This window comes from Methylobacterium nigriterrae, assembly GCF_037106235.1.
In the GTDB taxonomy this organism is placed as follows: Bacteria; Pseudomonadota; Alphaproteobacteria; order Rhizobiales; family Beijerinckiaceae; genus Methylobacterium; species Methylobacterium nigriterrae.
Genome location: NZ_JBAWTG010000011.1, coordinates 13,523 through 38,463, shown reverse-complemented (window position 1 = coordinate 38,463; position 24,941 = coordinate 13,523). Strand labels below are relative to the sequence as shown.

Sequence of the window (24,941 nt, the reverse complement as noted above, 5' to 3'; positions counted from 1 at the left end):
CTAAGCCCCGATCTCGAACAGGCCGGCGCAGCCCTGGCCGCCGGCCACGCACATGGTCACGACCGCGTAGCGCACCCCGCGGCGGCGTCCCTCCAGCAGGGCATGGCCGACGAGGCGGGCACCCGACATGCCGAACGGGTGGCCGACGCTGATCGCGCCGCCGTTGACGTTCACCGCCTCGGGATCGATCCCGAGGCGGTCGCGGCAATAGACCGCCTGCGACGCGAAGGCCTCGTTCAGCTCCCAAAGTCCGATATCGTCGACCGTGAGGCCGTTGCGCTGCAAGAGCCGCGGCACGGCGAAGACGGGGCCGATGCCCATCTCGTCCGGCTCGCAGCCCGCCGCGGCGAATCCCCGGAAGGTCCCGAGCGGGGTCAGCCCCCGCCGTCCGGCCTCGGCCGCCGACATCACGACGCAGGCCGAGGCGCCGTCGGAGAGCTGGCTGGCATTGCCGGCGGTGATGAAGGCGCCCTCGCCGCGCACGGGCTTGAGCTTCGACAGGCCGTCCAGGGTCGTGCCGGGCCGGTTGCCCTCGTCGCTGGCCAGCCGCGTCTCGACCTCGCGGGTCTCGCCGCTGGCCGCGTCGGTCACGGCCTGCCTCGCCGTGATCGGCACGATCTCGGCGTCGAACAGGCCGGCCGCCTGCGCGGCGGCCGTGCGGCGCTGGCTCTCCAGCGCGAAGGCGTCCTGCGCCTCGCGCGACACGCCGTAGCGCTCCGCCACGATGTCGGCGGTCTCGATCATCGGCATGTAGATCGCCGGCAGGTTCGCGCCGAGCCAGCCGTTCCGGATCAGGTCCCGGCACACCTGCGGCTGCACGAGGGAGATCGACTCGACGCCGCCCGCGACGGCGACGGGTACGCCGTCGAGGATGACCCGCCGGGCCGCCCCGGCGATCGCCTCGAGGCCCGAGGCGCAGAAGCGCGAGACCGTGGCGCCGGACGCCTGCACCGGGATGCCGGCCACGAGGCTCGCGTGCCGGGCGACGTTGCCTCCCGTGGCGGCTTCCGGATAGCCACAGCCGAACACCACCTCCTCGACCTCGGCGGGATCGAGGCCGGCGCGCTCGACGGCGTGGCGGACGGCGTGCGCCGCGAGGTCCGCCCCGTGGGTGAGGTTCAGCGCCCCGCGATGTGCCCGGCCGATGGGCGTGCGGGCGGTGGCGACGATCACGGCATCGGTCATCGGGGAGCCTCGTCGAGCGGCGCTCATCGGGCGGCGAGGTCGGCGAAGCGGCCGTCCTCGCGGGTGAGCCGCGCCAGGAGCGGGGCGGGGCGCAGGGTCTCGTCGCCGGTCGCTGCCGCGAAGGCATCGAGATCGGCCGCGACCCGCGCGAGGCCGAGGCCGTCGGCCCAGTGCATCGGGCCGCCGCGCCAGGCCGGCCAGTTGTAGCCGTTGAGCCAGATCGTATCGACGTCGCCGGGCCGGGCCGCGATGCCCTCCTCGAGGATGCGCGCCCCCTCGTTGACCATCGGCAGCATCAGGCGGGCGACGATCTCCTCGGGAGCAACGTTGCGCCGGGCGACGCCACGGCGCTCGGATTGCGCCGCGATCAGCGCCTCGACCTCCGGATCGCGCGAGCCCCTGCGCGTGCCTTCGGGATAGCGGTAGAAGCCCCGGCCCGTCTTCTGGCCCAGGCGGCCCATCTCGCACAGCGCATCCGCGATGGGCGCCGTCGCGCCCGTTGCCTTGCGGGTGCGCCAGCCGATGTCGAGCCCGGCGAGGTCGGCCATGGCGAAGGGGCCCATGCGGAAGCCGAAGCCCGTCACCGCGGCGTCGATCTCGTGCGGCAAGGCGCCTTCGAGGAGGAGCCGCTCCGCGGCCGCGCTGCGGCGCGCGAGCATTCGGTTCCCGACGAAGCCGAATGAGACGCCCACCGTCACCGGCAGCTTGCCGAGGCGCCGGGCGAGGTCGTTCGCGGTGGCGAGCGCGTCGAGCCCGGTCCGCTCGGCGCGCACTACCTCCACGAGCCGCATCACGTTGGCGGGACTGAAGAAGTGCAGGCCGAGCACGTCCTGCGGCCGGCCCGTCGCCGCGGCGATCCGGTCCACGTCGAGATAGGAGGTGTTGGTGGCGAGCACCGCCCCGCGCTTCGCGATCCGGTCGAGCCCGGAGAAGATCGCGGTCTTGACGCCCATGTCCTCGAAGGCGGCCTCCACCACGATGTCGGCCTCGCCGGCATGCTCCAGCCCGACCCGGCCGTCGATGCGCGCGAGGCGCTCGTCCATCTCCGCCTGCGGGAGGGAGCCCCGCGCGACCGAGGCCGCGTAGGTCGCCCGCATCCGTTCGAGCCCCCGGGCGAGCGCCGCCTCCCCGGTCTCGATCACCGTGACCGGGATGCCCGCGTTGGCGAAGCACAGGGCGATGCCGGCGCCCATCGTGCCTGCCCCGATCACCGCCGCCTCGCGGATCGGCCGGCGGGGTGTGTCCTTGTCCAGCCCCGGCACGCGCGCGGTCTCGCGCTCGGCGAAGAAGGCATAGCGCAGGGCCCGCGAGCGGGGGTCGTCGACGAGGGCGAGGAACCGGGCACGCTCGATCGCGAGCGCCTCGTCGAAGGGGTGCTCGAACCCGGCCCGGACCGCGTCGACGAGGGCTGCGACGTTCGGCAGGCGGCCCGAGCGCTCCAGCGCCTCCGCCGCCCGCGCCTCGAAGGCCGCCCGCGCGGCCTCGTCCATCCGCTCGGAGCGGTCGCGGATCCGGGGCGGGGAGCCCGCATCCGCGAGGCGCCGCGCCAGGGCCCGGGCCGCGGCCACCAGGCTGCCGGGCTCCAGGACATCGGGCTCAAAGACATCGGCCAGGCCGAGGCGCAGGGCCGCCTCGGCCTCGACCGGCTCGCCGTCGAGCATCATCGCGAAGGCCGCCGCGGCGCCGATCAGACGGGGCAGGCGCTGCGTGCCGCCCGCTCCCGGGATCAGGCCGAGCCGGATCTCCGGCAGCCCGAGCTTCGCCGCCGGGCCGACGACGCGGGCATGGCAGGCGAGCGCGAGTTCCAACCCGCCCCCGAGCGCCGCGCCGTGGATCGCCGCGACGACCGGCTTCGGGCTCGCTTCGAGGCGCGCCAGCACGTCCGGAAGAACGGGCGGGCGGGCCGGCTTGCCGAACTCGGAGATGTCCGCGCCGCCGACGAACACCCGGCCCTCAGCGGCGATCACCACGGCCTGAACGGCAGGGTCCGCGATGGCCCCGGACACGGCCCGGTCGAGGGCGGCGCGGAGGTCGCCGCCGAGCGCGTTCACGGGCGGGCTGGCGATGGTGAGCACGGCGATGCCGTCGCCGATCTCCTGGCGGATCACGCGGATGCTCCTCCCGAATTATTCCGCTATGCAGAACCTTATTCTGCTTTCTACGCGGATTTCGCCCCTCACCCGATCTCCGTCAACCCGAATCATTCAGAACCACGCATGACTGACATTGCCGTTCCACTATGCAGCATAACATTCCGCGAAAAATTGACAGGGGCCGAACCCCCGTGCGATCAGGCTCGGCCCCGAGGGCGGTCCTGGGCCGGTCGCGGGAACGATGCGGAATGACGATCCGCGCGGAACGGGGAATCGACGCCGCGCAGGCCGGAAGCCTGGGCCGCGAGGGAGGAATCAGCATGCTTGGCAGAGCCGTCGCGGTTGCGGCGATCGCGTTCGCCGGCCTGTGCGGGAGCGTCGCCGGGCCGGCCTCGGCCGACGAGATCCTGGTCGGCGCGCACATGCCGCTCACGGGCTCGCTCGCCCGCTCGGGCCAGGCCTTCGACGAGGGCATGCGCGTGGCGATCCAGATGTTCAACGAGCGCTCGCCGAGGCACCGGATCCGCCTTCAGGTCATCGACGACGAGAGCGCGCCCGCCAAGGCCGTCTCGGCGGTGGAGAAGCTCGTCTCGGACGGCGCCGTCGCGGTCATCGGCGGCTACGGCTCCAACATCGTCGGCCCCGCCTCCGACGCCGCGAACAAGCTGGACACGCTCTACGTCACGGCCGGCGCCGTGAGCGACGAGCTGACGGCGCGGGGCCTGAAGGCGTTCTTCCGCATCAACAACAACGCCGGCTACCAGCGCGGCATGGGGGCCCTGCTGGAGAGCCTGAAGCCGGCCTCCATCTCGATCCTCGCCTCCACCAAGGAAGCGCCGATGCTGCTGGCGAAGGGCCTCGAGAAGGATCTGTCGGGCAAGGGCATCGCGGTGACGGTGCACGCGTTCGACCCGGCGATCACCGACTTCAAGCCGATCATCAACAAGGTGAAACTCCAGGACCGCTCCGACATCCTCGTGATGTCGGCCTACGAGAACGACTACGTCGGCATCATCCGCGCCGCCAAGGTGCTGAAGCCGCAGGTCAAGCTCGTCGTCGGCGCGTGGTCGCTGGCCACCCCGAAGATGTACCAGGAATTCCCCGACCTGATGAACAACGTGGTCGGGACCTCGTTCCTGCCCTTCCCGGTCGAGATGAAGGACGAGGAGGGCAAGCGCTTCGCCGAGACCTACAGGCAGGCCTATGGCAAGGACGTGGAGTACCTCTCCACCCTCAGCTTCGTGGAGACCACGATCCTCGCCGAGGCCATCGCCCGCGCGGACGAGGCCGGCACCCTCAGGAGCGGCGGCCTTCCCGAGGCGATGCGGGCGACGCGGCGCGAGACCCTGCTCGGGCCGGTGCAGTTCGACGCCAACGGCGACAACCCGCGCTTCTCGGTGGCGATGGGCCAGCACCGGTCGGGCCGGATCGTCCTCGTCTCGCCGGCCGCGGCCGCCACCGGCGAGATCGCCTTCCCCGCCCTGCCCTGGTGACGGGCGTGCGAGACCTCGTCCTCCAGGCGCTGTTCTCCGGGCTCCTCGTCGGCAGCGTCTACGCCCTGGTGGCCCTCGGCCTCGCCCTCTCCTTCGGAGCCATGCGCATCATAAACCTCGCCCACGGCGAGTTGGTGCTCGTCGCCGCCTACGCCGCCTACGTCGTCGAGGCCCGCGCCGGCCTCGACCCCTATCTCGCGATCCCCCTCGCGCTCGCCGTGGTGCTCCCGGTCTGCGCCGTCCTGTTCCTGATGATCGACCGGATCCGCGACCACCGCGAGCTGAACTCGCTGATCCTCACCTTCGGGATCGGCATCATCCTCACCAACGCGATCCTGCTCGCCTTCGCGAGCGACGTGCGCACCACCACCGCGCCGCGCCTCCAGGACGCGACCGCCATCGGCAGCGTCTACGCGATGAACGGCGAGCTCGTCGCCTTCGGCCTCAGCCTCGTCCTGATGCTCGCCCTGTGGTGGTGGCTGAAGCGGAGCTGGTACGGCCGCGCGGTGCGTGCCGTCTCCTCGAACCGCTCCGCCGCCATGCTGATGGGCATCAGCCCCCGCCGCACCGAGCTCGTCGCCTTCCTGGTGGCCGGGGCGTTGGCGAGCTGCGCCGGCGTCGCCCTCTACACGATGAGCGTCGTGCAGCCGGCCTTCGGACACGCGCTGACCGTGAAGGCTTTCATCGTCACGGTGCTGGCCGGGGTCGGCTCGATCCCCGGCGTGTTCCTCGCCGCGATCCTCCTCGGCGTCACCGAGGCGCTCACCGTCACGCTCGCGAGCTCCGCCCTGCAGGAGCTCGCCGGGATGGTGCTGTTCCTCCTCGTCCTCTTCCTCCTGCCGAACGGGCTGTTCGGCGCCCGTGCCCGCCGCGGCTGAGGATCTGCGCATGGCGTCCGTCGACACCTCCCCCGCGCTGTCATCGGAGGGACCTGCGCTGAAGGAGCCCGCCGCCCGCGGCCGGCCCCGCGGCGCCGGGCTCGCCGTCGGCCTCCTCGTCCTCGCGCTGCTGCCGGTACTCCTCGGCGCCGGCAACTACCTGCTCGGCCTCCTCATCTCGGCGCTGATCCTCGCGGGCGTCTCCCTGGCCTGGGCGCTGCTCGGCAACCTCGGCGGGATGGTCTCCTTCGGGCACGCCGCCTTCTTCGGGGTCGGCGCCTACGCCTCGGCCCTGCTCTCCGCGCGGCTCGGCGTGCCGGTGCTCCTCAGCGTGCCGCTCGCCGGCCTCTGCGCGGCGCTCGCCTCGCTCGCCATGCTTCCGGCGCTCAGGCTCTCCGGCCCCTACTTCGCGCTCGCCATCCTCGCCTACGCGCAGATCTTCCGCATCCTCGCCACCGAGGCCGCCTGGCTCACCGGCGGCGGGGCGGGCCTGCAGCGCTATCCGGGCCTGCCCACGATCCTCGGCATCGACCTCGGCGGCCGCACCGGCAGCTATCTCCTGCTCGTCGCGCTGGTGGCGCTCTGCGCCCTCGCCTACGTCGCGGTGCGGCGCAGCCATGTCGGCCTCGCCCTGAGGGCCATCGCCGAGAGCGAGGACGCGACCCGGGTGGTCGGCGTCAACAGCGTGCTCCTGAAGTCCTGGATGCTCATGCTCTCGGCCTTCATGACCGGCCTGTTCGGGGCGCTCAACGCGCACATCATCGGCTTCCTCGAGCCCGACTACGCCTTCTCGGGGGTCTGGAGCGTGCTGCCGATCATCGCCGCGATCTTCGGCGGGTACCGCACCATCGCCGGCCCGATCGGCGGGGCGGTGGCGATCTACCTGTTCGACCAAGTGGTGGCAAAGGGGATGATCGCGGTGGGCCACCAGATCGTCCTCGGCGTCGTGCTCGTCGTCATGGTGCTCGCTGCGCCGAACGGCCTGCTCGGCCTCCTCCGGCAGGAGGCGCGCGATGCTGGCGCTTGAGGCCGTCACCGTCCGCTTCGGCGGCCTCGTCGCGCTCCGCGACGTCACCTTCGGGCTCGAGAAGGGGGAGATCCTCGGCCTCGTCGGCCCGAACGGGGCCGGCAAGACCACCCTGTTCAACGGCATCTCGGGGCTGACCCGGCTGCGCGGGCGGGTGCTGTTCGAGGGACGCGACATCACCCGCCTGCCGCTGCACCGGCGGGCGCGCCTCGGGATCGGCCGCACCTTCCAGATCCCGCAGCCGATGAAGCACCTCACCGTGCGCGAGAACCTCGCGGTCGCCCAGGTCTTCGGCGCGGGCCGCCACGACCCGGAGCGGATCGAGGAGATCCTCGCCGTGATGGACCTGTCGGCGCAGGCCGGCCGGCCGGCCGAGGGCGCGCTCGCCCTGCAGGAGTTGAAGCGGCTCGAGATCGCCAAGGCGCTCGCCACCGAGCCGAAGCTCCTCCTCCTCGACGAGGTGCTGGCGGGCCTGGAGAGCCAGGCCAAGCGCGGGTTCAGCGCGAAGCTGAGGGAGCTGCACGCCCGCTTCGGGCTCACCATCGTCATCGTCGAGCACGACATCGAGACGATCTCGGACCTCTGCTCCCGGGCCGTGGTCCTCGATTTCGGCGAGATCATCGCCGACGGGACGCCCGCCGCGGTCTTCCGCGATCGCCGGGTCGTCGAGAGCTACACGGGAGCCGTCCATGCTTGAGACGAGGGACCTCCGCGCCGGCTACGGGCACATCACCGTGCTGTGGGATCTCTCGCTCCGGTTCCGGGAGGGGGCGCTCACCGCCATCGTCGGCCCGAACGGGGCGGGCAAGACCACGCTGATGCGGGCCCTGACCGGCCTCGTGCCGCACCGGGGCGAGATCCGCCTCGGCGGCGAGCGCCTCTCCGGCCGCACCTGGGACCTCGCCGCCCGCGGCCTCGTCATGGTGCCGGAGGGCCGCCTCGTGTTCCGCGACATGAGCGTCGAGGAGAACCTCCGCCTCGGCGCCTACCCGAAGCGTTGCCGGGGCGACCTCGCGGCGGGGCTCGACCGGGTCTACGGCCTGTTTCCGCGCCTCCGCGAGCGGCGCGGCCAGGCGGCCGGGTCCCTCTCGGGGGGCGAGGCGCAGATGCTCGCGATGGGCCGCGGGCTGATGTCGAAGCCGCGCATCCTGCTGATCGACGAGCCGTCCCTCGGCCTCGCGCCGGTGATCGCCAACGAGGTGTTCGACATCATCCGGCGCCTCAAGGAGGCCGGAACCACGATCCTCCTCGTGGAGCAGAACACCCGCGTCGCCCTGTCGGTCGCCGACGACGTGCACCTGCTGCGCGGCGGCCAGGTGCGCCTCAGCGCCCCGGCGGCGGAGGTCGATCTCGGCCGGCTGCACGACCTCTACTTCGCCCGGGAGGCGCTGAGCGCGTGAGCCGTCTGCCCCCGATCCTGCGCGAGAACCTCGCCCTGCCGGTCATCGCCTCGCCGATGTTCATCGTCTCGGGGCCCGACCTCGTGATCGCCCAATGCCTCGCCGGAATCGTCGGCTCCTTCCCGGCCCTGAACGCCCGGCCCGCCGAGAGGCTCGACGCCTGGCTCGGCTGCATCACCGCCGCGCTCGCCGCGGCGCGGGCCGCCGACCCGGACCGCAAGGTCGCGCCCTTCGCGGTGAACCAGATCGTGCACGATTCGAACGACCGCCTCGCGCGGGACGTCGAGGCCTGCGCGCGCCATCGCGTGCCGATCGTCATCACGTCGCTGCGCGCGCCCGACGCCGTCGTGCGGCCGGTCCATGCCTATGGCGGCGTGGTGTTCCACGACGTCACCAATGTGCGCCATGCCGAGAAGGCGCTGGAGGCGGGGGTCGACGGACTGATCCTGGTCTGCGCCGGGGCCGGCGGCCATGCCGGGACGCTCAGCCCCTTCGCGCTCGTCGGGGAGGTGCGCCGCTTCTACGACGGTCCGCTCGTCCTGTCGGGGGCGATCACCACGGGCGCGTCGATCCTCGCCGCGCAGGCCATGGGCGCCGACCTCGCCTACATGGGCACCCGCTTCATCGCCACCGCGGAGGCGAACGCCGCCGCCGGCTACAAGGACATGGTCTCGGCAAGCAGCGCCGCCGACATCCTCTACACGCCGTTCTTCACCGGCGTGCCGGGCAATTACCTGAAGCCCAGCATCCGGGCCGCGGGGCTCGATCCGGACGCCCTGCCGCGGGCCGACAAGAGCGCCATGAGCTTCGCCAGCGACCGGGTGAAGCCCTGGCGCGACGTCTGGGGCGCCGGCCAGGGCGTCGGCACGATCCGCGACGTGCCGCGAACCGCCGAGCTCGTGGCGCGGCTCGCGCAGGAATACGCCGCGGCGCGCGACCGCCTCGCGGGCGCCGGCTGAAGGGAGCACGTCATGACCGCGACCCTACGGATCGCCGATCCCGCGGGGGGCATCCGCCTCCTCACCATCGATCGCCCGGCCCGGCGCAACGCGCTCGACCGCGCGACCTACGCGGCCCTGACGGCGGCGCTGGCCGAGGCCGGCGGCGACGGGGCGGTGCGCGCCATCGTCCTGACCGGGGCCGGCACCTGCTTCACCGCCGGTAACGACCTCGCCGATTTCCGCGATACCGCGGAGACGGGCGAGGAGAGTGCCGGCCTGTCCTTCCTCAAGGCGCTCGCCGGCTGCCCGAAGCCGGTGCTCGCGGCCGTGGAGGGCCACGCGGTCGGCATCGGCACGACGCTGCTCCTCCATTGCGACCTTGCCTTCGCGGGTGCGGGCGCCCGCTTCCGCCTGCCCTTCGTCGCGCTGGGGCTCAGTCCGGAGGGCGCGTCGAGCTATCTCCTGCCGCTCGCGGCCGGCCCGAAGCGCGCCGCCGCGCTGCTGATGCTGGGCGAGCCGTTCGGGCCGGAGACGGCGCTCGAGGCGGGCATCGTCAACGCCGTGGTGAGCGAGGGGACGGCCCTTGAATCGGCCCTGGAGACGGCCCGGGCCCTCGCCGCGCTGCCGCCGGAATCGCTGGCCGCCACCAAGCGGATGCTGCGCGCCGGCCACGCGGCGCTGGTGGCGCGCACCCTCGAGAGCGAGGCCGAGACCTTCCACGCCCTGCGCCGGTCGCCCGCCGCGCAGGCGGCGTTCGCGGCCTTCTTCGCCCGATGAGCGACCGCCTCACAGAGCTCGAGCCGGACGAGACAGGCCCCAAGGAGGACCGGCACTTCGTCACGGCGCTCGCGCGGGGCCTTGCCGTGCTCGCCGCGTTCGGGCGCGACCGGAGGATGCTCGCCAACCACGAGATCGCCGAAGCCTGCGGCCTGCCCCGCTCCACCGTCTCGCGGCTGACCCATACCCTGACGACGCTCGGCTACCTCCACTACGTCGAGGAGACGGGCCGGTATCGCCTCGGCAGCGCCCTGATCGCCCTGAGCTCGGTGGCGCTGGGCGGCCTCGACGTGCGCCGGATCGCCCGGCCGGCGCTGCGCGCCGTGGCGCAGGCCGCCAATGCCTCGGTCGGCCTCGGCGTGCGCGACCGGCTCAGCATGCGCTACGTCGACTGCCAGCGCGGACCCGCCGCGATCTCGCTCAACCTCGACACGGGCTCGCGCATCTCGCTCGCCCGCTCGGCCATGGGCCGGGCCTACATCGCCGTCTGCTCCGAGCGCGAGCGCGCCCAGATCTACGACGAGCTCTGCGCCCTCGACCCGCTCGCCTGGCCGGCCCTGCGCGACGGCCTCGACCGCGCGGTCGCCGAGCACCGGGAGATCGGCTGCTGCACCTCCTTCGGCGAGTGGCAGGACACGGTGTCGGCCATCGCGGTGGGCTTCCACCCCGGCGGCGGCCTGCCGCCCATGTCGGTCAATTGCGGCGCCCCGACAGTCATCACCGACGGCCGCTTCCTGATGGAGGTGGCCCGGCCGAAGCTCATCGAGGCCGTGCGCGGCCTCGAGGGGGTCATGGGCGCCTGAGGAGAGTCGCGTTGTCGCGGGAAGACCAGACCGATCTGCCACCCGACTTGCCGCCCGACTTGCCGCTCGCCGGCATCCGCGTGCTCGACCTGTCGCGCGTGCTGGCCGGCCCCTGGTGCGCCATGTGCCTCGGCGACCTCGGCGCCGACGTGGTCAAGGTGGAGCACCCCGAGCGCGGCGACGACACCCGCGACTGGGGCCTGCCTACGGGTCCGACGAACACCTCCTACTTCGACAGCGTGAACCGCAACAAGCGCTCGATCGGCGTCGACCTCGCGAGCCGCGAGGGGCTCGCCCTCGTGCGCGATCTCGCGCGCGAGAGCGACGTGGTGGTGCAGAACTTCAAGACCGGCGGCGCCGACCGGCTCGGCCTCGGCTACGCGGCGCTCTCCGCCGAGAACCCGCGCCTGATCTACTGCTCGGTCTCCGGCTACGCCTCGGACGGGCCGGAGGCGACGCGGCCGGGCTACGACCTCGTGGTGCAGGGCGAGGCCGGGCTGATGGCCCTCAACGGCGAGGCCGGGCGCCCGCCCCTGAAGTTCGGCCTCGCGGCGGTGGACCTCTTCACCGGCCAGTACGCGGCCCAGGCCGTGCTCGCCGCCCTGTTCCAGCGCGAGCGCACCGGCCGCGGCCGCCACGTCGAGCTCGCCCTGTTCGATTGCGGCGTGGCGCTCACCTCCTATTGCGGACTGGAGGCCATGGTGCAGGGGCGCGATCCCCTCCGCTACGGCAACGCCCATCCCTCCATCGTGCCCTACGGCGTGTTCCAGGCCGCCGACGGGCCGATCGTGCTGACGGTGGGCAACAACGGTCAGTACCGCCGCTTCTGCGAGCAGGTGCTCGGTCGGCCGGACCTCTGCAGCGACCCGCGCTTCGCCACGAACCTGGCGCGGTCCCGCAATCGGGCCGCGTTCCTGCCGGTGATGGAGGCGGAACTCGCCCGGTGGCCCCGCTCCGACCTCCTCGCGCGGCTCTCCGCGGCGGGCATTCCCTGCGGCGAGGTTCTCGGCCTGCACGAGGCCCTGACCTCGCCGCGCGCCCGCAGCGCCGGCCTCGTCGTTCCGCAGGGTCCGGGGGCCGATGCCGCCGCGCACGTCCTCGCGCCGCCCTACCGCCTCGACGGGGCCCGCGCGCCCGTGCGCCGGATGCCGCCGGCCCTCGGCGGGTCGACCGCCGAGATCGTGGCCGAGCGGCACGATCTTCCGGCCGCCGAGCGCGACAGGCTCCTGGCGGCCGGCATCTTGCGCTGAGCGTTCCCTGCCCGTGAGCGCCCTGCCGCGAAGCCCGCGGGCGGGCGCTCCGGGCCTCAATCCTTTCCCGACAGGCCGTAGCGCTCCAGGAGCTTGAGAAGGATCAGCACGGCGAAGCCGATGCCCATCGCGACGGCGAGCAGCTTGAACTGCGCCGCGCCCGCCACGATGCCGGCCGAGGCCGCGAACCAGATGCTGGCGGCCGTGGTCAGGTTCTTCACGTCGCGCTGGGCCACGAAGATCGTGCCGGCCGCGATGAAGCCGATGGCCTGTGCCAAGCCCTGGATGACGCGAAGCGGATCCGCGTCGCCGCCGTGGGCGCGCACATCCGCGTACATGCTCAGGGCCGAGGCGGTGATCACGGCCGAGCTCAGGCTGACGAGTGCGTGGGTCTTGAGGCCCGCGTCCTTGCCGCGCAACTCGCGTTCGAGCCCCAGCGCCAGGCCGCACAGCGTCGCCAGGCCGAGACGCAGCAGGATCTCGGTCAGCGGCAGCGCCGTCGCATCGGGCAGCATCGGATGTCTTCCAGCTCGGTCCACCGCATCTCTCTGGCAGAGCCGGGCCCGTGCGGGAACCGTCCCCTTACCTGTCGACCGGCGGGGCGAGCGCTCCCGGGCGCCGCGACGCATCCCGCCGTCCGGCACGGGCTTTGAGCGTCCGCGCGGCGGCGTCATAAAATCGCGGCGCGGCGGCCTTATGGACCGGACGACATCGCGGCCCGACGCCATGTCCGGAAGCGGGCCCAAGGTCTGAGAGCGCCTCGTTTGAGCAGCACGGTCCGCTACGCGCTTTACTTCACCCCGGCGCCGGGATCCGCGCTCGCCCGCTTCGGGGCGGGCGTGCTCGGCGACGGCCCGCCACCGGATTGCGTCGTGGCGGCCGGAGCGGCGCTCGCGGCCGTCACGGCCGAGCCCAGGACCTACGGGTTCCACGCAACCCTGAAGGCCCCGATGCGCCTCGCCGCCGGCATCGGCGAGGACGCTCTCGTCCGGGCCTGCGCGGCGCTGACGGAGCACCGCCGGCCGCTGCCGGCCGGCCGCCTTCAGGTCGCGCTCCTCGGCAGCTTCGTTGCCCTGGTTCCGGAAGCGCCCGTCCCGGACGTCGATCTCTTCGCGGCCGAGTGCGTCGCCGCGCTGGATGTCCTGCGCGCTCCGCTGACGGAGGCCGAGCGGGCCCGGCGCCGTCCCGACCGGCTCGATCCGCGCGGGCGGGCGCTGCTGGACCGCTGGGGATATCCCCATGTCTTCGAGGCGTTCCGCTTCCACATGACGCTCACCGGCAGCCTCGCCGCCGAGGAGCGCGAGCTCTGGCTCGCCCGGATGGCCCGCGCCTACGATGCCGAGGCCAGCGTCGTGATCGACGCGGTCACGGTCATGCGCCAGGAGGGCGGGGAGCCGTTCCGGATCCTGCAGCGCATCCCGTTCGCGCCGTGAAATATTGCCCGCCGGACCGGTGCGCGGTTCGGCAGGGCGGTTCCAGGAGGCAGCGCATGGCGGCGGACAGGCTTGGTCTCGAACCGGTGGTTGACCCGACCGCCCGCATCCTGCGGTGCCGGCTCGGGCGCTACACCGAGGTCGGGGCCCGCACCCGGCTCACCGAGACGAGCCTCGACGACTACTCCTACATTGTCGAGGACGGCGAGGCGATCTACGCGCGGATCGGGAAGTTCTGCTCGATCGCCGCGCAGGTGCGCATCAACCCCGGCAACCACCCGGTCGAGCGGGCCTCGCAGGCCCATTTCACCTATCGGGCCAAGTCCTACTGGCCGGAGGAGGAGAACGAGGCCGCCTTCTTCGAGCGGCGCCGCGCGCGGCCCGTCACCCTCGGCCACGACGTCTGGATCGGGCACGGCGCCGTCGTCCTCCCGGGCCGGACGGTCGGCACGGGCGCGGTCGTCGGTGCCGGGGCGATCGTGACGCGCGACGTGGCGCCCTACACGATCGTGGTCGGCAACCCCGCGCGGCCGCTGCGGCGGCGCTTCCCCGAACCGGTCGCCGAGCGCCTGCTGGCCCTCGCCTGGTGGGACTGGGATCACGAGCGCCTCCGCCGCGCCCTGCCCGATTTCCGGGCGCTCCCGATCGACGCCTTTCTCGAGCGCCACGGGGCCTGAGCGGGGGAAATCCGGGGCGGCTGTCATCCTATCGTCGTCGGCGAGGCGTCTACAGCCCTTCGTTGTTCGCGACGGACGAAGGCATGCTCATCGTCGAAGACCTCACCCGCCGCTACGGAAGCCGGCACGCGGTCGACCGCGTCTCGCTGCGGATCGAGCCCGGCAGCTTCGTCGGCGTGATCGGCCGCTCGGGCGCCGGCAAGTCGACCTTCCTGCGGATGCTGAACCGGCTCGCCGAACCCTCCGCCGGACGGATCCTGTTCGACGGGCAGGACGTCACCGCCCTGCGCGGCCGCGACCTGCGCCGCTGGCGCGCCCGCTGCGCCATGGTGTTCCAGCAGTTCAACCTCGTCGGGCGTCTCGACGTGCTGACGAACGTGCTGATGGGGCGCCTCAGCCGGGTGCCGAGCCACAGGTCGCTCCTCAAGATCTGGTCGACGCGGGATCGTGCCCTGGCCCTGGCGGCCCTCGACGGCTTCGACATGGGCCAGTTCGCGGGACATCGCGCCGATCAGCTCTCCGGCGGCCAGCAGCAGCGCGTCGCCATCGCCCGCGCCCTGGTTCAGGAGCCCGACATCATCCTGGCGGACGAGCCGGTGGCCTCCCTCGACCCGCGCAACACCAAGCTCGTGATGGACGCCCTGGCCGACGCCAACAAGCGCCTCGGCATCACCGTGCTGTGCAACCTGCACTCGCTCGACCTCGCCCGGGCCTATTGCGACCGCCTGGTCGGCCTCGCCGACGGGCGCGTGGTGTTCGACGGGCGCGCCTTCGACCTCACCGAGGACGTGGCGCAGCGCCTCTACGGCCTCGAGGCCGGCGAGGTGATGGACCGCCGGCCGGCCGCGCAGGCGGTGCTCGGCCCAGAGGGGCTCGGCCAAGGGGAGCTCGGCCAAGGGCAGCTCGGCCAAGGCGAACTCGGCCAAGGGAAGGCGCTCGTCGCCTGACCGGCCAGACCCGTTCGACGACACGCAAGTCACAGGAGACGGACATGATCACTCGCCGCAGCCTCGCCGGCGCCCTCGCCGCGCTCGCCCTGCTCGCCGCTCCCGCCGCCGCGCAGGGCGGCTCGGGCAAGTATTCCGAGCTGACCCTCGGGGTGATCCCGGCCGAGAACGCCTCGGGCACCACGGACCGCTACGCGCCGCTGACCGCCTACCTGACCAAGGCGCTCGGCGTGCCGGTCAAGCTGCGGGTCGCCAACGACTACGCGGCGGTGATCGAGGGCCAGCGCGCCGGCAACATCCAGATCGCCTTCTACGGGCCGGCCTCCTTCTCCCGGGCGGTGATGACTGGCGTGAAGCTCGAGCCGATCGTCAACCAGACGCACAACAACGGTGCCTCAGGCTACTACTCGGTACTCTACGTGCGCGCCGACAGCCCCTACAAGTCGGTCGAGGATCTCAAGGGCAAGAGCCTCGCGCTCGTTGACCCGAACTCGACCTCCGGCAACCAGGCCCCGCGCTTCTTCCTGAACAAGGCCGGCTACGACGTCGACAAGCTCTTCGGCAAGACCGTCTACGCCGGCAGCCACGAGAACGCCGTCCTCGCCCTGGTCCAGGGCACCGCCGACGCCGCGGCCAATCTCTGGAACTCCGAGACGGACACCATGGTCACCCGCATGGCGACCAAGGGCATGCTGAAGAAGCCCGACGGCTCGCAGATGGGGCAGTCGGACTTCCGGGTGATCTTCAAGTCCGAGTTCCTGCCGGAGGGGCCCTTCGCGATGCTGGCGAGCCTGCCGGACGACCTGAAGGCGAGGATCCGCCGGGCCTTCATCGATCTGCCGACGGCCGACAAGGCCGCCTTCGACCGCCTCTCCGACGGCAAGGACCTCGGCTTCGCGCCGGTCACGCTCAAGGACTACCAGCCGATCATCGAGATGCTGAAGTTCAACGACGACCAGCGCCGCAAGTCCTGATCGCGGCGCCCGGACGGCCTCGATGACCCGCCGCATCGCGGCCCTGGCGCCCGAGCGCGCGGCGACGCTGGAGGACGCCTACGCGCGGGCCATGGCGGCGAGCCGACGCCGCACGCTGGCGACCCTCGCGATCGTCGCCGGCCTGGCGGTGGTCGCCGGCTTCATGGCCGAGGTGAGGCCCCTGGTGTTTGCCGAGAACATCGGCAACTTCACCGCCTATATCGGCCAGATCCTGCCGCATCTCACCCTCGGCAACCTCCGGGGCGACCTCGTCGAATGGTACTGGGGCCTGCCGCGATGGGCAGCGCTCCTCGGCGAGACGCTGCTGATGGCCTATCTCGGCACGCTGCTCGGCGGGCTCGCGGCCTTCCTCCTGTGCTTCGGCGCGGCCGCCAACCTCGCGCGGACCCGGACCGGGTGCTTCCTCGCGCGGCGCAGCCTCGAGCTGTTCCGCACGGTGCCCGAGATCGTGTTCGCGCTGGTCTTCGTGATCGCCTTCGGCCTCGGGCCGATGGTCGGCGTGCTTGCCCTCGCGATCCACACCGCGGGGGCGCTCGGCAAGCTGTTCGCCGAGGTGGTCGAGAACATCGACATGAAGCCGGTCGAGGGCCTGACCGCCTCCGGCGCCTCGCGGGTCGAGGCGATCCGCTTCGCGGTGCTGCCGCAGGTCCTGTCGAACTTCGCCTCCTACGGCCTGCTGCGCTTCGAGATCAACGTGCGGGGCGCGGGCGTGATGGGCTTCGTCGGCGCCGGCGGCATCGGCCAGGAATTCCTCGTGGCGATCCGCAACTTCTACTACACTGATGTCAGCGCGATCCTCCTGATGATCATCGTCACCGTGATGGCGATCGACCTCGCCACCGAGCGGCTGCGCCATCGCCTGCTCGGCCTGGAGGCCGCGCGGTGACCCGGCCGCCGCCCGCCCGGGGCCGAACGGCCGACGTCGCCGCCCTTCGGCTGCGCTACCCCGACGCGTTCCGCGTCTCCTGGCCGGCCCGCCTCGCGACGCTCGCCGCCGCGGCGGCCCTTCTCGGGCTCACCGGCTTCGCGATGGCGCGGCTCGACTTCTCGGCGACGCGCATCCTCAACGGCCTCGGGCGCCTCGGCGAGTTCTCGCTCATGATGCTGCCGCCGAGCGCCGGCGGGCGCTTTCCGGACTTCCTGCAGGCGCTCGGCGAGACCCTCGCGATCGCCTTCCTGGGCACCCTGACCGCCGCGCTCCTCGCCTTCCCGGTGGCGTTCCTCGCCGCCAGAAATGTGGTGCGGAACCCGTTCGCGCATTTCGCGGTCCGGCGCGGCCTCGACGTGATCCGCTCTGTCGACGTCCTGATCTGGGCCCTGATCTGGATCAACGTGGTCGGCCTCGGACCCTTCGCGGGCGCGCTCGCCATCGCCTGCGCGGATTTCGGCGCGCTCGGCAAGCTGTTCTCCGAAGCGGTCGAGACCGCCGACCGCAGGGCCGGCGAGGGCGTGGCCGCCTCGGGCGGCAGCCCGCTCCACCGCATCCGCTTCGGCCTCGTGCCGGCCGTCCTTCCGGTCCTCGGGAGCCAGGTCCTGTACTTCTTCGAATCGAACACGCGCTCGGCGACGATCATCGGCATCGTCGGGGCCGGCGGCATCGGCCAGTACCTCACCGAGCTGATCCGCGTGCTCGAACTGCAGCAGGTCGCCTTCCTGGTCCTGATGATCCTCGCCACGGTCGCTGCGATCGACGCCGTCTCGGGGCGCCTGCGCCGGGCGCTGATCGGGGGCGAGGCGCGTTAGGGACGCGTCGTCTACTCCACCAGCAGCTCCACGCGGTCGGCGGAGAACAGGCTCCGGCTCGCCTCGATGCGCAGGCCCCCGCCGTCGACGTTCACGCTCGACACGATCAGCAGCGGGCGGCCCGGCGCGATGTCGAGGCGGGCGGCCTCCTCAGCTGTCGCGGCGCGCGCGCCGATCCGCGTCGAGAGGCGGGTGTAGTCGTCGACGCCGAACTCCGCGAAGGCCCGGGTGATCGAGCCGAGGCGCGCGTAGGCCGCGTCGAACCCGGAGAAGCGCGGCAGCGGCAGGCAGATCCGCGCCGCCGAGATCGGCGCGCCGTCGGCCCGGTGCAGCGTGAGCATCTCGATGACGGGTGCGCCGGCCGCGATCCCCAGCGCCGCGGCGGTCTCGACATCGGCCGGCGCCGTCGCCGCCGCGGTCAGGTCGCCCCAAGCCTCGCGGCCCGCCCGCGAGACGATCTCGGAGAAGCGGGTGCGCCGACCGATCGGATAGGGGATCTGGCCCTGCTCGACGAAGGTGCCGCGCCCCTGGGTGGCGCGCACCAGCCCGCGCTCGGCGAGCACGCCGAGGGCCCGACGTACCGTATGGCGGTTCACGCCGAATCGCCCGGCCAGCGACGCCTCGGTGGGAAGCTGGCTGCCGGGGGGGAATTCGCCCTGCCCGATGGCCTCCGCCAGCGCGTCGGCAATCTGGCGCCAGGCCGCCAGGCCTCCGCCGCGCTGCAGGGATGTCACGGGAGTGTCGCGCGTGATGGCCATGACGGGTCCGAATTGCCCTTGTTCTCGTTTCCCCGGTTGTCTATACATATAGACGAATTCGGAGCCTTCGCAGCATGATTCCGATCGCCAGCGAAACACCAGCGGGCCGCACGACGCCAGAGGTCGAGGCGCGCCGCGCCGCGATGGCGCTGGCCGGAGCGGCGACGCTGGCCGAGCTGAGGGGCGTCCTCGCCGGCGTGGGCCTCTCCGACGAGGCCGAGGACCTGCGGGCGCCCGAGACCGGCCTCGTCATGGCCCGCGGCCGCATCGGCGGCGACGGGCGCGCCTTCAACCTCGGCGAGGCCACCGTGACGCGGGCGGCGGTGCGGCTGCCCTCCGGCGAGACCGGTTTCGCCTACCATCTCGGCCGGGACCGCCCGAGGGCGCGGCTCGCCGCCCTCCTCGACGCCCATTGGCAGCGCGCGGAGAGCCGCGCCGCCGTCGAGGCCGCCCTGGCGAGGGTCGCCGAGCGGCGGAGGCGGGAGGCCGAGGCCGCGGCGCGGCGTGTCGCGGCGACGCGGGTGAACTTCTTCACCCTGGTTCGGGGAGAGGATTGATGGCGCTTGCCCGCGGTTTTACCGATCCGGTGCACGACGCGCAGGCCGTCTTCCGGGCCGCGATGGACGCGCTCGCCCGGCCGGGCCGCGTCGGATCCCTGGCCTGCGCCCTGGCGCCCCCTGCCCCGCTCGCGCCGGAACTCGCCGCGCTCGCGCTGACGCTCGCGGATGCCGACACGCCGATCTGGCTCGACGCGCCCCTCGCGGAGGTCGCCGCGGTGTCCGAGTTCCTGCGCTTCCACACCGGAGCCCCCATCGTGCCGTCGCCGGCCGAGGCCGCCTTCGCGCTGATCGCCGATCCGGCCGCCTGCCCCGACTTCGCGCAGTTCCGGCAGGGGAGCCCGGACTATCCCGACGCCTCGACCACCCTGATCCTGGCGGTCGAGCGCCTGTCCGACGATGACGGCCTCGGCCTCGAGGGGCCGGGCATCCGCGGGCGAACGCAGCTCGACGCGGCGCCCCTGCCGGCGGACTGGCCCGCGCGCCTTCGCGCGAACCACGCCGGCTTCCCGCGCGGCGTCGACCTTCTCCTCACCGCACCCGGCCGCGTCGCCGGCCTGCCGCGCTCGGCGCGGCTCGTTGAGCCCGTCGTCGACTCCATGGAGGCGTGAGCCCGTGTACGTGGCCGTGAAGGGCGGCGAGGCCGCCATCGACAACGCCCACCGCCTGCTCGCCGAGGCGCGCCGGGGCGACCGGGCGGTGCCCGACCTGACCGTGGCGCAGATCCGCGAGCAGATGAGCCTGCTCGTCGACCGGGTCATGACCGAGGGCTCGCTCTACGACCCCGACCTCGCCGCGCTCGCCCTCAAGCAGGCGCGCGGCGACGTGGTCGAGGCGGTGTTCCTGGTGCGGGCCTACCGGACGACGCTGCCGCGCTTCGGGGCGACGGAGCCGGTGGATACCGGCGCCATGGCGGTCTCGCGCAGGATCTCGGCCACCTTCAAGGACCTGCCCGGCGGGCAGGTGCTCGGCCCGACCTTCGACTATACCCACCGGCTGATCGACCCTTCGCTGGCCGAGGGCCGCGAACCGGAGGCGGCGGCGGAGGCCGAGCCCGGCCCCGATGCCGGCGCCTGCCCGCGCGTGACGGACCTGCTGCGGGAGGCCGGCCTCCTCGAGGCGTCGCCCGCCGACGAGGGCGCGCCGGTCGGCGACCTCACCCGCGAGCCGGTGGACTATCCGGCCGATCGCGCCGTGCGTCTCCAGGCGCTGGCCCGGGGCGACGAGGGCTTCGTTCTCGCGCTCGGCTACTCGACGCAGCGCGGCTACGGCCGGACCCACCCCTTCGTCGGCGAGGTCCGGTTCGGTGCGGTCGCCGTCGCGTTCACGCCCGAGGAGCTCGGCTTTCCGGTGGAGCTCGGCACGGTGGCGATGACCGAGTGCCAGATGCTCAACCAGTTCCACGGCAGCGGCGCGGTGCCGCCGCAATTCACCCGCGGCTACGGCCTCGCCTTCGGACAGGGCGAGCGCAAGGCGATGGCGATGGCCCTCGTCGACCGCTCGCTGCGCGCCGGCGAGCTCGGCGAGCCCGTCGGGGCCCCGGCCCAGGACCAGGAATTCGTCCTGGCCCATTGCGACAGCCTGCAGGCGACCGGCTTCGTCGAGCATCTGAAGCTGCCGCACTACGTCGATTTCCAGGCCGAGCTCGAACTCGTCCGCCGGCTGCGCGCCGAGCACGCGGCGGCTCATGGCCGGCCCCATGGCCGGCCCGACGCGGGCGACGATCCGCTCCGGGAGGCGGCCGAGTGATGAGCACCTCCGCCGCCATGCAGACCGCCGGCTACAACTTCGCCTATCTCGACGAGGGCACCAAGCGGATGATCCGGCGCGCGATCCTCAAGGCGATCGCCGTTCCGGGCTATCAGGTGCCCTTCGCGTCCCGCGAGATGCCGATGCCCTACGGCTGGGGGACCGGCGGGGTTCAGGTCACGGCCGCGATCCTGGGCGCCTCGGACGTGCTCAAGGTCATCGACCAGGGCGCCGACGACACCACCAACGCGGTCTCGATCCGCCGCTTCTTCTCCGCCACGGCCGGGATCGCCACGACGACCCGCACGCGGGAGGCCAGCGTGATCCAGACCCGCCACCGCATCCCCGAGGCGCCGCTGCGCGAGGGGCAGGTGCTCGTCTATCAGGTGCCGATCCCGGAGCCCCTGCGCTTCCTCGAGCCGCGCGAGACCGAGACGCGCCAGCTCCACGCGCTCGCCGAGTACGGGCTGATGCACGTGAAGCTCTACGAGGACATCGCCCGCCACGGCCACATCGCCACGACCTACGCCTACCCGGTCGAGGTCGCGGGCCGCTACGTCATGGACCCGTCGCCGACCCCGAAATTCGACAACCCCAAGATGGACGATTGCCCCGCCCTCCAGCTCTTCGGGGCGGGGCGCGAGAAGCGCATCTACGCGGTGCCGCCCCACACGCGGGTGAGGAGCCTCGACTTCGAGGATCATCCGTTCCGGGTGCAGCATTTCGACCGGCCCTGCGCCCTGTGCGGGGCTGGGCGCGTCTATCTCGACGAGGTCGTCCTCGACGATGCCGGCGGGCGGATGTTCGTGTGCTCGGACACCGACCATTGCGAGGAGCGGCGGGCGCAGGGCGCCGAGGGAGACCGGGCGGCATGAGCGATTCCCTGCCAAGCGATTCCCTGCCCGGCGGTCCCCTGCCCGGCGGTCCCCTGCTCAGCGTGCGGGGCCTGACGAAGCGCTACGGCGCGCGCCTGGCCTGCGACGGCATCGACCTCGCCCTGGATCCCGGCGAGGTGCTGGCGGTCGTCGGCGAATCGGGCTCCGGCAAGTCCACCCTGCTCGGCCTCATCGCCGGCGAGGTCGCGGCGGATGCCGGGTCGGTCGCCTACCGGATGCGCGACGGCACGACCCGCGATCTCGCCGATCTCGGCGCGGCCGAGCGCCGGGCGCTCATGCGCACCGATTGGGGCTTCGTGCGCCAGGACGCGGCGCAGGGCCTGCGCATGGCGGTCACGGCCGGCGGCAATGTCGGCGAGCGCCTGATGGGGGTCGGCGAGCGGCATTACGGCCGCATCCGCGCCGCCGCGCTCGACTGGCTCGCCCGCGTCGAGATCGCCGCGGATCGCGTGGACGATCCGCCGACGCGCTTCTCGGGCGGCATGCGCCAGCGCCTGCAGATCGCCCGCAACCTCGTCACCGCGCCGCGCCTCGTGCTCATGGACGAGCCGACCTCGGGCCTCGACGTCTCGGTGCAGGCCCGCCTCCTCGACATGGTCCGCGGGCTGGTGGCCGAGCTCGGCCTCGCCGTCATCATCGTCACCCACGACCTCGCCGTCGCGCGCCTCCTGTCGCACCGCGTCCTCGTGATGCGCGCCGGCCGGGTGATCGAGACCGGGCTGACCGATCAGGTCCTCGACGATCCCCAGGCCGCCTATACCCAGCTCCTGGTCTCATCGGTGCTCGCCGCGTGATGTCGATGCCCCTGCTCGCCTTCGAGGACGTCGCCAAGAGCTTCACCCTGCACCTGCGCGGCGGCGCGGTGCTGCCGGTGATCGCGGGAGCGACCTTCGCCGTGCATCCGGGCGAGTGCGTCGTGCTCGGCGGCGCCTCGGGCTCGGGCAAGTCCTCGCTCCTGAAGATGGCCTACGGCAATTACCGCTGCGATCGCGGCGCGATCCGGATCCGGGACGACGGACGCTGGATCGACGTCGCCCGGGCCGAGCCCCGCGAGATCCTGGCCCTGCGCCGGCACGTCGTCGCCCACGTCTCGCAGTTCCTGCGGGTGATCCCCCGCGTCGGCGCCCGCGCCGTCGTCGAGGCGGCGGGAATCGAGGGCGGGCTCGCGCCCGAGGCGGCCCGGCGCCGGGCCGCCGATCTCCTGACCCGGCTCGACCTGCCCGAGCGGCTGTGGGACCTGCCGCCCGCGACCTTCTCGGGCGGCGAGCAGCAGCGGGTCAACATCGCCCGCGGATTGATCGCGGAGCGGCCGCTCCTGCTCCTCGACGAGCCCACGGCCTCCCTCGACGCCCGCAACCGTGCCGTCGTGGTCGCGCTGATCCGGGAGAAGCGGGCGGCGGGGGCCGGCATCCTCGGGATCTTCCACGACGCGGACGTGCGCGAGGCGGTGGCGACCCGCGTGGTCGACGTGGCGGCCTTCCGCGGGCGGGCCGCGGCATGACGAGCGGAGCCGAGGCGATGGCGGATGGAGCCGGGACGATGACGGGCGCGATCGAGATCGTCGAGAATGCGCGCCTGGTCCTGCCGGATCGGGTCGAGACGGGCTGGCTCGCGGTGACGGGCGGGCGCATCGCCGAGATCGGCGAGGGCCCTGCCCCCGAGCGCGGCCTCGATCTGCGCGGCGACATCCTGCTCCCCGGCCTCGTCGAGCTTCACACCGACCATCTCGAGAGCCACTACGCCCCCCGCCCCGGCGTGCGCTGGCATCCCCTCGGGGCGGTGCTGGCCTACGACGCCCAGATCGCCGCCTCCGGCATCACCACCGTGTTCGACTCCCTGCGGGCCGGGTCCGATCCGGACGGCAGCGGGCTCGGCTCCGAGCTCGACGCGCTGGCGCAGGCCATCGCGGACGCGCGAGCGTCGGGCCTGTTCCGGGCCGATCACCGCACGCACCTGCGCTGCGAGATCCCGTCCGCCGACGTGGTCGACGCGGTCCGGGCCTTCGCCGAGCGGTTCCCGGTCGGGCTGATCTCGCTGATGGACCACACGCCCGGGCAGCGCCAGTTCCGCGACGTCTCGAAATACTATCAGTATGCCGGGCGCGGCGGCCGCCCGATCGAGGAGATCAGGGCCGGCACCGAGCGCAAGATCCGCGAGGGCCGAGCCCTGACCGCCATGAACCGGCCCGCTCTCGTCGCCCTGGCGCACGCGATGGGCATCCCGCTGGCGAGCCACGACGACACGACCCTCGCCGATGTCGGGATGTCCCGCGCGGAATCCGTCGCGCTCGCCGAGTTCCCGACGACGCTCGAGGCGGCGCAAGCCTCCCACGCTGCCGGCATCACCGTGATGATGGGCGCGCCAAACCTCATCCGCGGCGGCTCGCATTCCGGCAACGTCGCGGCGCAGGATCTGGCCGAGGCGGGGCTGCTCAGCATCCTCTCCTCGGATTACGTGCCCGCGAGCCTGCTCATGGCGGCCTTCCAGCTGCCGGAGCGCGTGCCCGGCATCCGCCTGCCGGAGGCGATCGCCACCGTCACCGCCAACCCGGCCCGGGCCACCGGCCTCAACGACCGCGGCCGGATCGCGGTCGGCCTGCGGGCCGATCTCGTCCGCGTGCGGATCGCGCAGGGGGTCCCGGTGGTGCGCCAAGTCTGGCGCGCGGGCGAACGGGTGGTGTGATGGACCGCACCGGCGGCTTCGTGCTCGTGGTCGGCCCGAGCGGGGCCGGCAAGGACACCCTGATCGGGCTGGCCCGCGAGGACCTCGCCGGCGACGCGCGCTTCGTCTTCCCGCGACGCCTCGTGACGCGCCCCCCCTCCGCCCACGAGGACAATATCGAGATCTCGGAGCCGGATTTCGCGCGGGGCGCGGCCGCGGGCGCCTTCGCCCTGCACTGGCGCGCCCACGGGCTCGGCTACGCGATCCCGGCCGACGCGCTGGAAGCGGCCGGTCGCGGCCATTGGATCGTCTGCAATGTCTCGCGCCGGGTCGTCGCGGATGCGCGGCGCCTACTTCCGCGCGTGCGGGTGGTGGCCGTGACCGCCTCGCCGGACATCCTGGCCGGGCGCCTCGCCGCCCGCGGCCGCGCCCAGGACGGCGATCTGGCCGCCCGTCTCGCGCGCGAGGCTCCGGCCCTGGCCGACCACACCATCGTCAACGAAGGCGACCGGGCCTCGGCGGCCGCGCGGTTCGTCGCCTATCTGCGCCGTCAGGCGGGTTGAGCAACCAGAGCGCGCGGATGCGGCGCGCCGAGATCCGCGCCCGGGGCATCGCGTGGCCTGCCAGCGCGCTTTCCGCCGAAGCGGTTGCCGGTTTGGCGACCAGAAAGCGCGCCAG

Annotated in this window: 27 protein-coding genes; 23 read left to right on the top strand and 4 right to left on the bottom strand. The window is 73.0% G+C overall.

Translation table 11 applies throughout. The features are described from left to right. Positions 1-1,185, bottom strand: a complete 1,185-nt coding sequence (locus WDW90_RS08730) for an acetyl-CoA C-acyltransferase (protein ID WP_336486999.1) — start codon at positions 1,183-1,185, stop codon at positions 1-3. A 23-nt stretch (positions 1,186-1,208) separates the two neighbouring features. Further along, the gene (locus WDW90_RS08725) at positions 1,209-3,293 is read right to left on the bottom strand and encodes a 3-hydroxyacyl-CoA dehydrogenase NAD-binding domain-containing protein (protein WP_336486998.1); all 2,085 of its coding nucleotides are present in this window, start codon (positions 3,291-3,293) and stop codon (positions 1,209-1,211) included. Positions 3,294-3,598: 305 nt separating this feature from the next. Here WDW90_RS08725 and WDW90_RS08720 point away from each other — a divergent pair, with 305 nt between their 5' ends. Genes WDW90_RS08720 through WDW90_RS08680 form a run of 9 tightly spaced genes read left to right on the top strand, consistent with a single transcriptional unit; the run spans position 3,599 to position 11,847 of the window. Continuing rightward, on the top strand, positions 3,599-4,771 hold the full coding sequence (locus tag WDW90_RS08720; RefSeq protein ID WP_336486997.1) for an ABC transporter substrate-binding protein: 1,173 nt from the start codon (positions 3,599-3,601) through the stop codon (positions 4,769-4,771). Between the two features lie 5 nt (positions 4,772-4,776). Further along, complete coding sequence (locus WDW90_RS08715) at positions 4,777-5,649, top strand: branched-chain amino acid ABC transporter permease (RefSeq protein ID WP_336486996.1); 873 nt, start codon at positions 4,777-4,779, stop codon at positions 5,647-5,649. A gap of 10 nt (positions 5,650-5,659) precedes the next feature. Continuing rightward, entirely contained in the window at positions 5,660-6,676 is a 1,017-nt protein-coding gene (locus WDW90_RS08710; RefSeq protein WP_336486995.1) for a branched-chain amino acid ABC transporter permease, read from the top strand. Then, entirely contained in the window at positions 6,663-7,373 is a 711-nt protein-coding gene (locus WDW90_RS08705; protein WP_336486994.1) for an ABC transporter ATP-binding protein, read from the top strand. The genes WDW90_RS08710 and WDW90_RS08705 overlap by 14 nt, the downstream gene beginning before the upstream one ends. Then, positions 7,366-8,076, top strand: a complete 711-nt coding sequence (locus WDW90_RS08700; RefSeq protein ID WP_336486993.1) for an ABC transporter ATP-binding protein — start codon at positions 7,366-7,368, stop codon at positions 8,074-8,076. The genes WDW90_RS08705 and WDW90_RS08700 overlap by 8 nt, the downstream gene beginning before the upstream one ends. Positions 8,077-8,132: 56 nt before the next feature. After that, entirely contained in the window at positions 8,133-9,035 is a 903-nt protein-coding gene (locus WDW90_RS08695) for an NAD(P)H-dependent flavin oxidoreductase (RefSeq protein ID WP_336487076.1), read from the top strand. A 12-nt stretch (positions 9,036-9,047) separates the two neighbouring features. Continuing rightward, positions 9,048-9,794 carry an enoyl-CoA hydratase/isomerase family protein gene (locus tag WDW90_RS08690; RefSeq protein WP_336486992.1) on the top strand — a complete coding sequence of 249 codons (747 nt, stop codon included), beginning with the start codon at positions 9,048-9,050 and terminating at the stop codon, positions 9,792-9,794. After that, positions 9,791-10,597, top strand: a complete 807-nt coding sequence (locus tag WDW90_RS08685; RefSeq protein ID WP_336486991.1) for an IclR family transcriptional regulator — start codon at positions 9,791-9,793, stop codon at positions 10,595-10,597. The genes WDW90_RS08690 and WDW90_RS08685 overlap by 4 nt, the downstream gene beginning before the upstream one ends. An 11-nt stretch (positions 10,598-10,608) precedes the next feature. After that, positions 10,609-11,847 (top strand): CaiB/BaiF CoA transferase family protein, encoded by a 1,239-nt coding sequence (locus tag WDW90_RS08680; protein ID WP_336486990.1) that lies wholly within the window; start codon positions 10,609-10,611, stop codon positions 11,845-11,847. A gap of 56 nt (positions 11,848-11,903) precedes the next feature. Here WDW90_RS08680 and WDW90_RS08675 read toward each other — a convergent pair whose 3' ends face one another. Next, a complete protein-coding gene (locus WDW90_RS08675; protein ID WP_336486989.1) occupies positions 11,904-12,362 on the bottom strand; it encodes an MgtC/SapB family protein in 459 nt (152 codons plus the stop codon). Positions 12,363-12,611: 249 nt separating this feature from the next. Here WDW90_RS08675 and WDW90_RS08670 point away from each other — a divergent pair, with 249 nt between their 5' ends. The 6 genes from WDW90_RS08670 (at position 12,612) to phnE (WDW90_RS08645) (ending at position 17,642) form a co-directional block, all read left to right on the top strand. Then, positions 12,612-13,280, top strand: coding sequence for a DUF1045 domain-containing protein (locus WDW90_RS08670; protein ID WP_336486988.1), 669 nt, complete (start codon positions 12,612-12,614; stop codon positions 13,278-13,280). 56 nt (positions 13,281-13,336) lie between these two features. Next, positions 13,337-13,957: an LbetaH domain-containing protein gene (locus tag WDW90_RS08665; RefSeq protein WP_336486987.1), complete on the top strand. Its 621-nt coding sequence runs from the start codon at positions 13,337-13,339 to the stop codon at positions 13,955-13,957. Between the two features lie 83 nt (positions 13,958-14,040). Continuing rightward, positions 14,041-14,904: a phosphonate ABC transporter ATP-binding protein gene (gene phnC / locus WDW90_RS08660; RefSeq protein WP_336486986.1), complete on the top strand. Its 864-nt coding sequence runs from the start codon at positions 14,041-14,043 to the stop codon at positions 14,902-14,904. 44 nt (positions 14,905-14,948) lie between these two features. After that, positions 14,949-15,878 (top strand): phosphonate ABC transporter substrate-binding protein, encoded by a 930-nt coding sequence (gene phnD / locus WDW90_RS08655; protein WP_336486985.1) that lies wholly within the window; start codon positions 14,949-14,951, stop codon positions 15,876-15,878. Positions 15,879-15,900: 22 nt separating this feature from the next. Continuing rightward, positions 15,901-16,785, top strand: a complete 885-nt coding sequence (gene phnE, locus WDW90_RS08650) for a phosphonate ABC transporter, permease protein PhnE (RefSeq protein ID WP_336486984.1) — start codon at positions 15,901-15,903, stop codon at positions 16,783-16,785. Then, positions 16,782-17,642, top strand: coding sequence for a phosphonate ABC transporter, permease protein PhnE (gene phnE / locus WDW90_RS08645; RefSeq protein WP_336486983.1), 861 nt, complete (start codon positions 16,782-16,784; stop codon positions 17,640-17,642). The genes phnE (WDW90_RS08650) and phnE (WDW90_RS08645) overlap by 4 nt, the downstream gene beginning before the upstream one ends. An 11-nt stretch (positions 17,643-17,653) precedes the next feature. Here the strand turns inward: phnE (WDW90_RS08645) and phnF are convergent, their stop codons facing one another. Continuing rightward, positions 17,654-18,400 (bottom strand): phosphonate metabolism transcriptional regulator PhnF, encoded by a 747-nt coding sequence (gene phnF, locus WDW90_RS08640; protein WP_336486982.1) that lies wholly within the window; start codon positions 18,398-18,400, stop codon positions 17,654-17,656. Positions 18,401-18,543: 143 nt separating this feature from the next. On the opposite strand from phnF, the gene phnG reads away from it, so the two are divergent. Genes phnG through phnN form a run of 8 tightly spaced genes read left to right on the top strand, consistent with a single transcriptional unit; the run spans position 18,544 to position 24,826 of the window. Next, entirely contained in the window at positions 18,544-18,957 is a 414-nt protein-coding gene (gene phnG, locus WDW90_RS08635) for a phosphonate C-P lyase system protein PhnG (RefSeq protein WP_431311004.1), read from the top strand. Then, positions 18,957-19,568, top strand: a complete 612-nt coding sequence (gene phnH / locus WDW90_RS08630; protein ID WP_336486980.1) for a phosphonate C-P lyase system protein PhnH — start codon at positions 18,957-18,959, stop codon at positions 19,566-19,568. Before phnG ends, phnH begins: the two co-directional genes overlap by 1 nt. 4 nt (positions 19,569-19,572) lie before the next feature. Further along, positions 19,573-20,706 carry a carbon-phosphorus lyase complex subunit gene (locus WDW90_RS08625; RefSeq protein WP_336486979.1) on the top strand — a complete coding sequence of 378 codons (1,134 nt, stop codon included), beginning with the start codon at positions 19,573-19,575 and terminating at the stop codon, positions 20,704-20,706. Continuing rightward, on the top strand, positions 20,706-21,581 hold the full coding sequence (locus tag WDW90_RS08620; protein ID WP_336486978.1) for an alpha-D-ribose 1-methylphosphonate 5-phosphate C-P-lyase PhnJ: 876 nt from the start codon (positions 20,706-20,708) through the stop codon (positions 21,579-21,581). The genes WDW90_RS08625 and WDW90_RS08620 overlap by 1 nt, the downstream gene beginning before the upstream one ends. After that, on the top strand, positions 21,578-22,396 hold the full coding sequence (phnK, locus tag WDW90_RS08615; protein ID WP_336486977.1) for a phosphonate C-P lyase system protein PhnK: 819 nt from the start codon (positions 21,578-21,580) through the stop codon (positions 22,394-22,396). Before WDW90_RS08620 ends, phnK begins: the two co-directional genes overlap by 4 nt. Further along, the gene (phnL, locus tag WDW90_RS08610; RefSeq protein ID WP_336486976.1) at positions 22,396-23,103 is read left to right on the top strand and encodes a phosphonate C-P lyase system protein PhnL; all 708 of its coding nucleotides are present in this window, start codon (positions 22,396-22,398) and stop codon (positions 23,101-23,103) included. Before phnK ends, phnL begins: the two co-directional genes overlap by 1 nt. Then, positions 23,100-24,284: an alpha-D-ribose 1-methylphosphonate 5-triphosphate diphosphatase gene (locus tag WDW90_RS08605; RefSeq protein ID WP_431311000.1), complete on the top strand. Its 1,185-nt coding sequence runs from the start codon at positions 23,100-23,102 to the stop codon at positions 24,282-24,284. Before phnL ends, WDW90_RS08605 begins: the two co-directional genes overlap by 4 nt. Continuing rightward, a complete protein-coding gene (gene phnN / locus WDW90_RS08600; protein WP_336486975.1) occupies positions 24,284-24,826 on the top strand; it encodes a phosphonate metabolism protein/1,5-bisphosphokinase (PRPP-forming) PhnN in 543 nt (180 codons plus the stop codon). The genes WDW90_RS08605 and phnN overlap by 1 nt, the downstream gene beginning before the upstream one ends. Positions 24,827-24,941 lie beyond the last annotated feature (115 nt).

What these genes read in the sequence shown, in the direction of transcription:
- WDW90_RS08730 (WP_336486999.1), bottom strand. Translation starts at nt 1,185, where the DNA reads ATGACCGATGCCGTGATCGTCGCCACCGCCCGCACGCCCATCGGCCGG.
- WDW90_RS08720 (WP_336486997.1), top strand. Translation starts at nt 3,599, where the DNA reads ATGCTTGGCAGAGCCGTCGCGGTTGCGGCGATCGCGTTCGCCGGCCTG.
- WDW90_RS08710 (WP_336486995.1), top strand. Translation starts at nt 5,660, where the DNA reads ATGGCGTCCGTCGACACCTCCCCCGCGCTGTCATCGGAGGGACCTGCG.
- WDW90_RS08705 (WP_336486994.1), top strand. Translation starts at nt 6,663, where the DNA reads ATGCTGGCGCTTGAGGCCGTCACCGTCCGCTTCGGCGGCCTCGTCGCG.
- WDW90_RS08700 (WP_336486993.1), top strand. Translation starts at nt 7,366, where the DNA reads ATGCTTGAGACGAGGGACCTCCGCGCCGGCTACGGGCACATCACCGTG.
- WDW90_RS08695 (WP_336487076.1), top strand. Translation starts at nt 8,133, where the DNA reads ATGTTCATCGTCTCGGGGCCCGACCTCGTGATCGCCCAATGCCTCGCC.
- WDW90_RS08690 (WP_336486992.1), top strand. Translation starts at nt 9,048, where the DNA reads ATGACCGCGACCCTACGGATCGCCGATCCCGCGGGGGGCATCCGCCTC.
- WDW90_RS08685 (WP_336486991.1), top strand. Translation starts at nt 9,791, where the DNA reads ATGAGCGACCGCCTCACAGAGCTCGAGCCGGACGAGACAGGCCCCAAG.
- WDW90_RS08675 (WP_336486989.1), bottom strand. Translation starts at nt 12,362, where the DNA reads ATGCTGCCCGATGCGACGGCGCTGCCGCTGACCGAGATCCTGCTGCGT.
- WDW90_RS08665 (WP_336486987.1), top strand. Translation starts at nt 13,337, where the DNA reads ATGGCGGCGGACAGGCTTGGTCTCGAACCGGTGGTTGACCCGACCGCC.
- phnC (WP_336486986.1), top strand. Translation starts at nt 14,041, where the DNA reads ATGCTCATCGTCGAAGACCTCACCCGCCGCTACGGAAGCCGGCACGCG.
- phnD (WP_336486985.1), top strand. Translation starts at nt 14,949, where the DNA reads ATGATCACTCGCCGCAGCCTCGCCGGCGCCCTCGCCGCGCTCGCCCTG.
- phnE (WP_336486984.1), top strand. Translation starts at nt 15,901, where the DNA reads ATGACCCGCCGCATCGCGGCCCTGGCGCCCGAGCGCGCGGCGACGCTG.
- phnF (WP_336486982.1), bottom strand. Translation starts at nt 18,400, where the DNA reads ATGGCCATCACGCGCGACACTCCCGTGACATCCCTGCAGCGCGGCGGA.
- phnG (WP_431311004.1), top strand. Translation starts at nt 18,544, where the DNA reads ATGGCGCTGGCCGGAGCGGCGACGCTGGCCGAGCTGAGGGGCGTCCTC.
- phnH (WP_336486980.1), top strand. Translation starts at nt 18,957, where the DNA reads ATGGCGCTTGCCCGCGGTTTTACCGATCCGGTGCACGACGCGCAGGCC.
- WDW90_RS08620 (WP_336486978.1), top strand. Translation starts at nt 20,706, where the DNA reads ATGAGCACCTCCGCCGCCATGCAGACCGCCGGCTACAACTTCGCCTAT.
- phnK (WP_336486977.1), top strand. Translation starts at nt 21,578, where the DNA reads ATGAGCGATTCCCTGCCAAGCGATTCCCTGCCCGGCGGTCCCCTGCCC.
- phnL (WP_336486976.1), top strand. Translation starts at nt 22,396, where the DNA reads ATGTCGATGCCCCTGCTCGCCTTCGAGGACGTCGCCAAGAGCTTCACC.
- WDW90_RS08605 (WP_431311000.1), top strand. Translation starts at nt 23,100, where the DNA reads ATGACGAGCGGAGCCGAGGCGATGGCGGATGGAGCCGGGACGATGACG.
- phnN (WP_336486975.1), top strand. Translation starts at nt 24,284, where the DNA reads ATGGACCGCACCGGCGGCTTCGTGCTCGTGGTCGGCCCGAGCGGGGCC.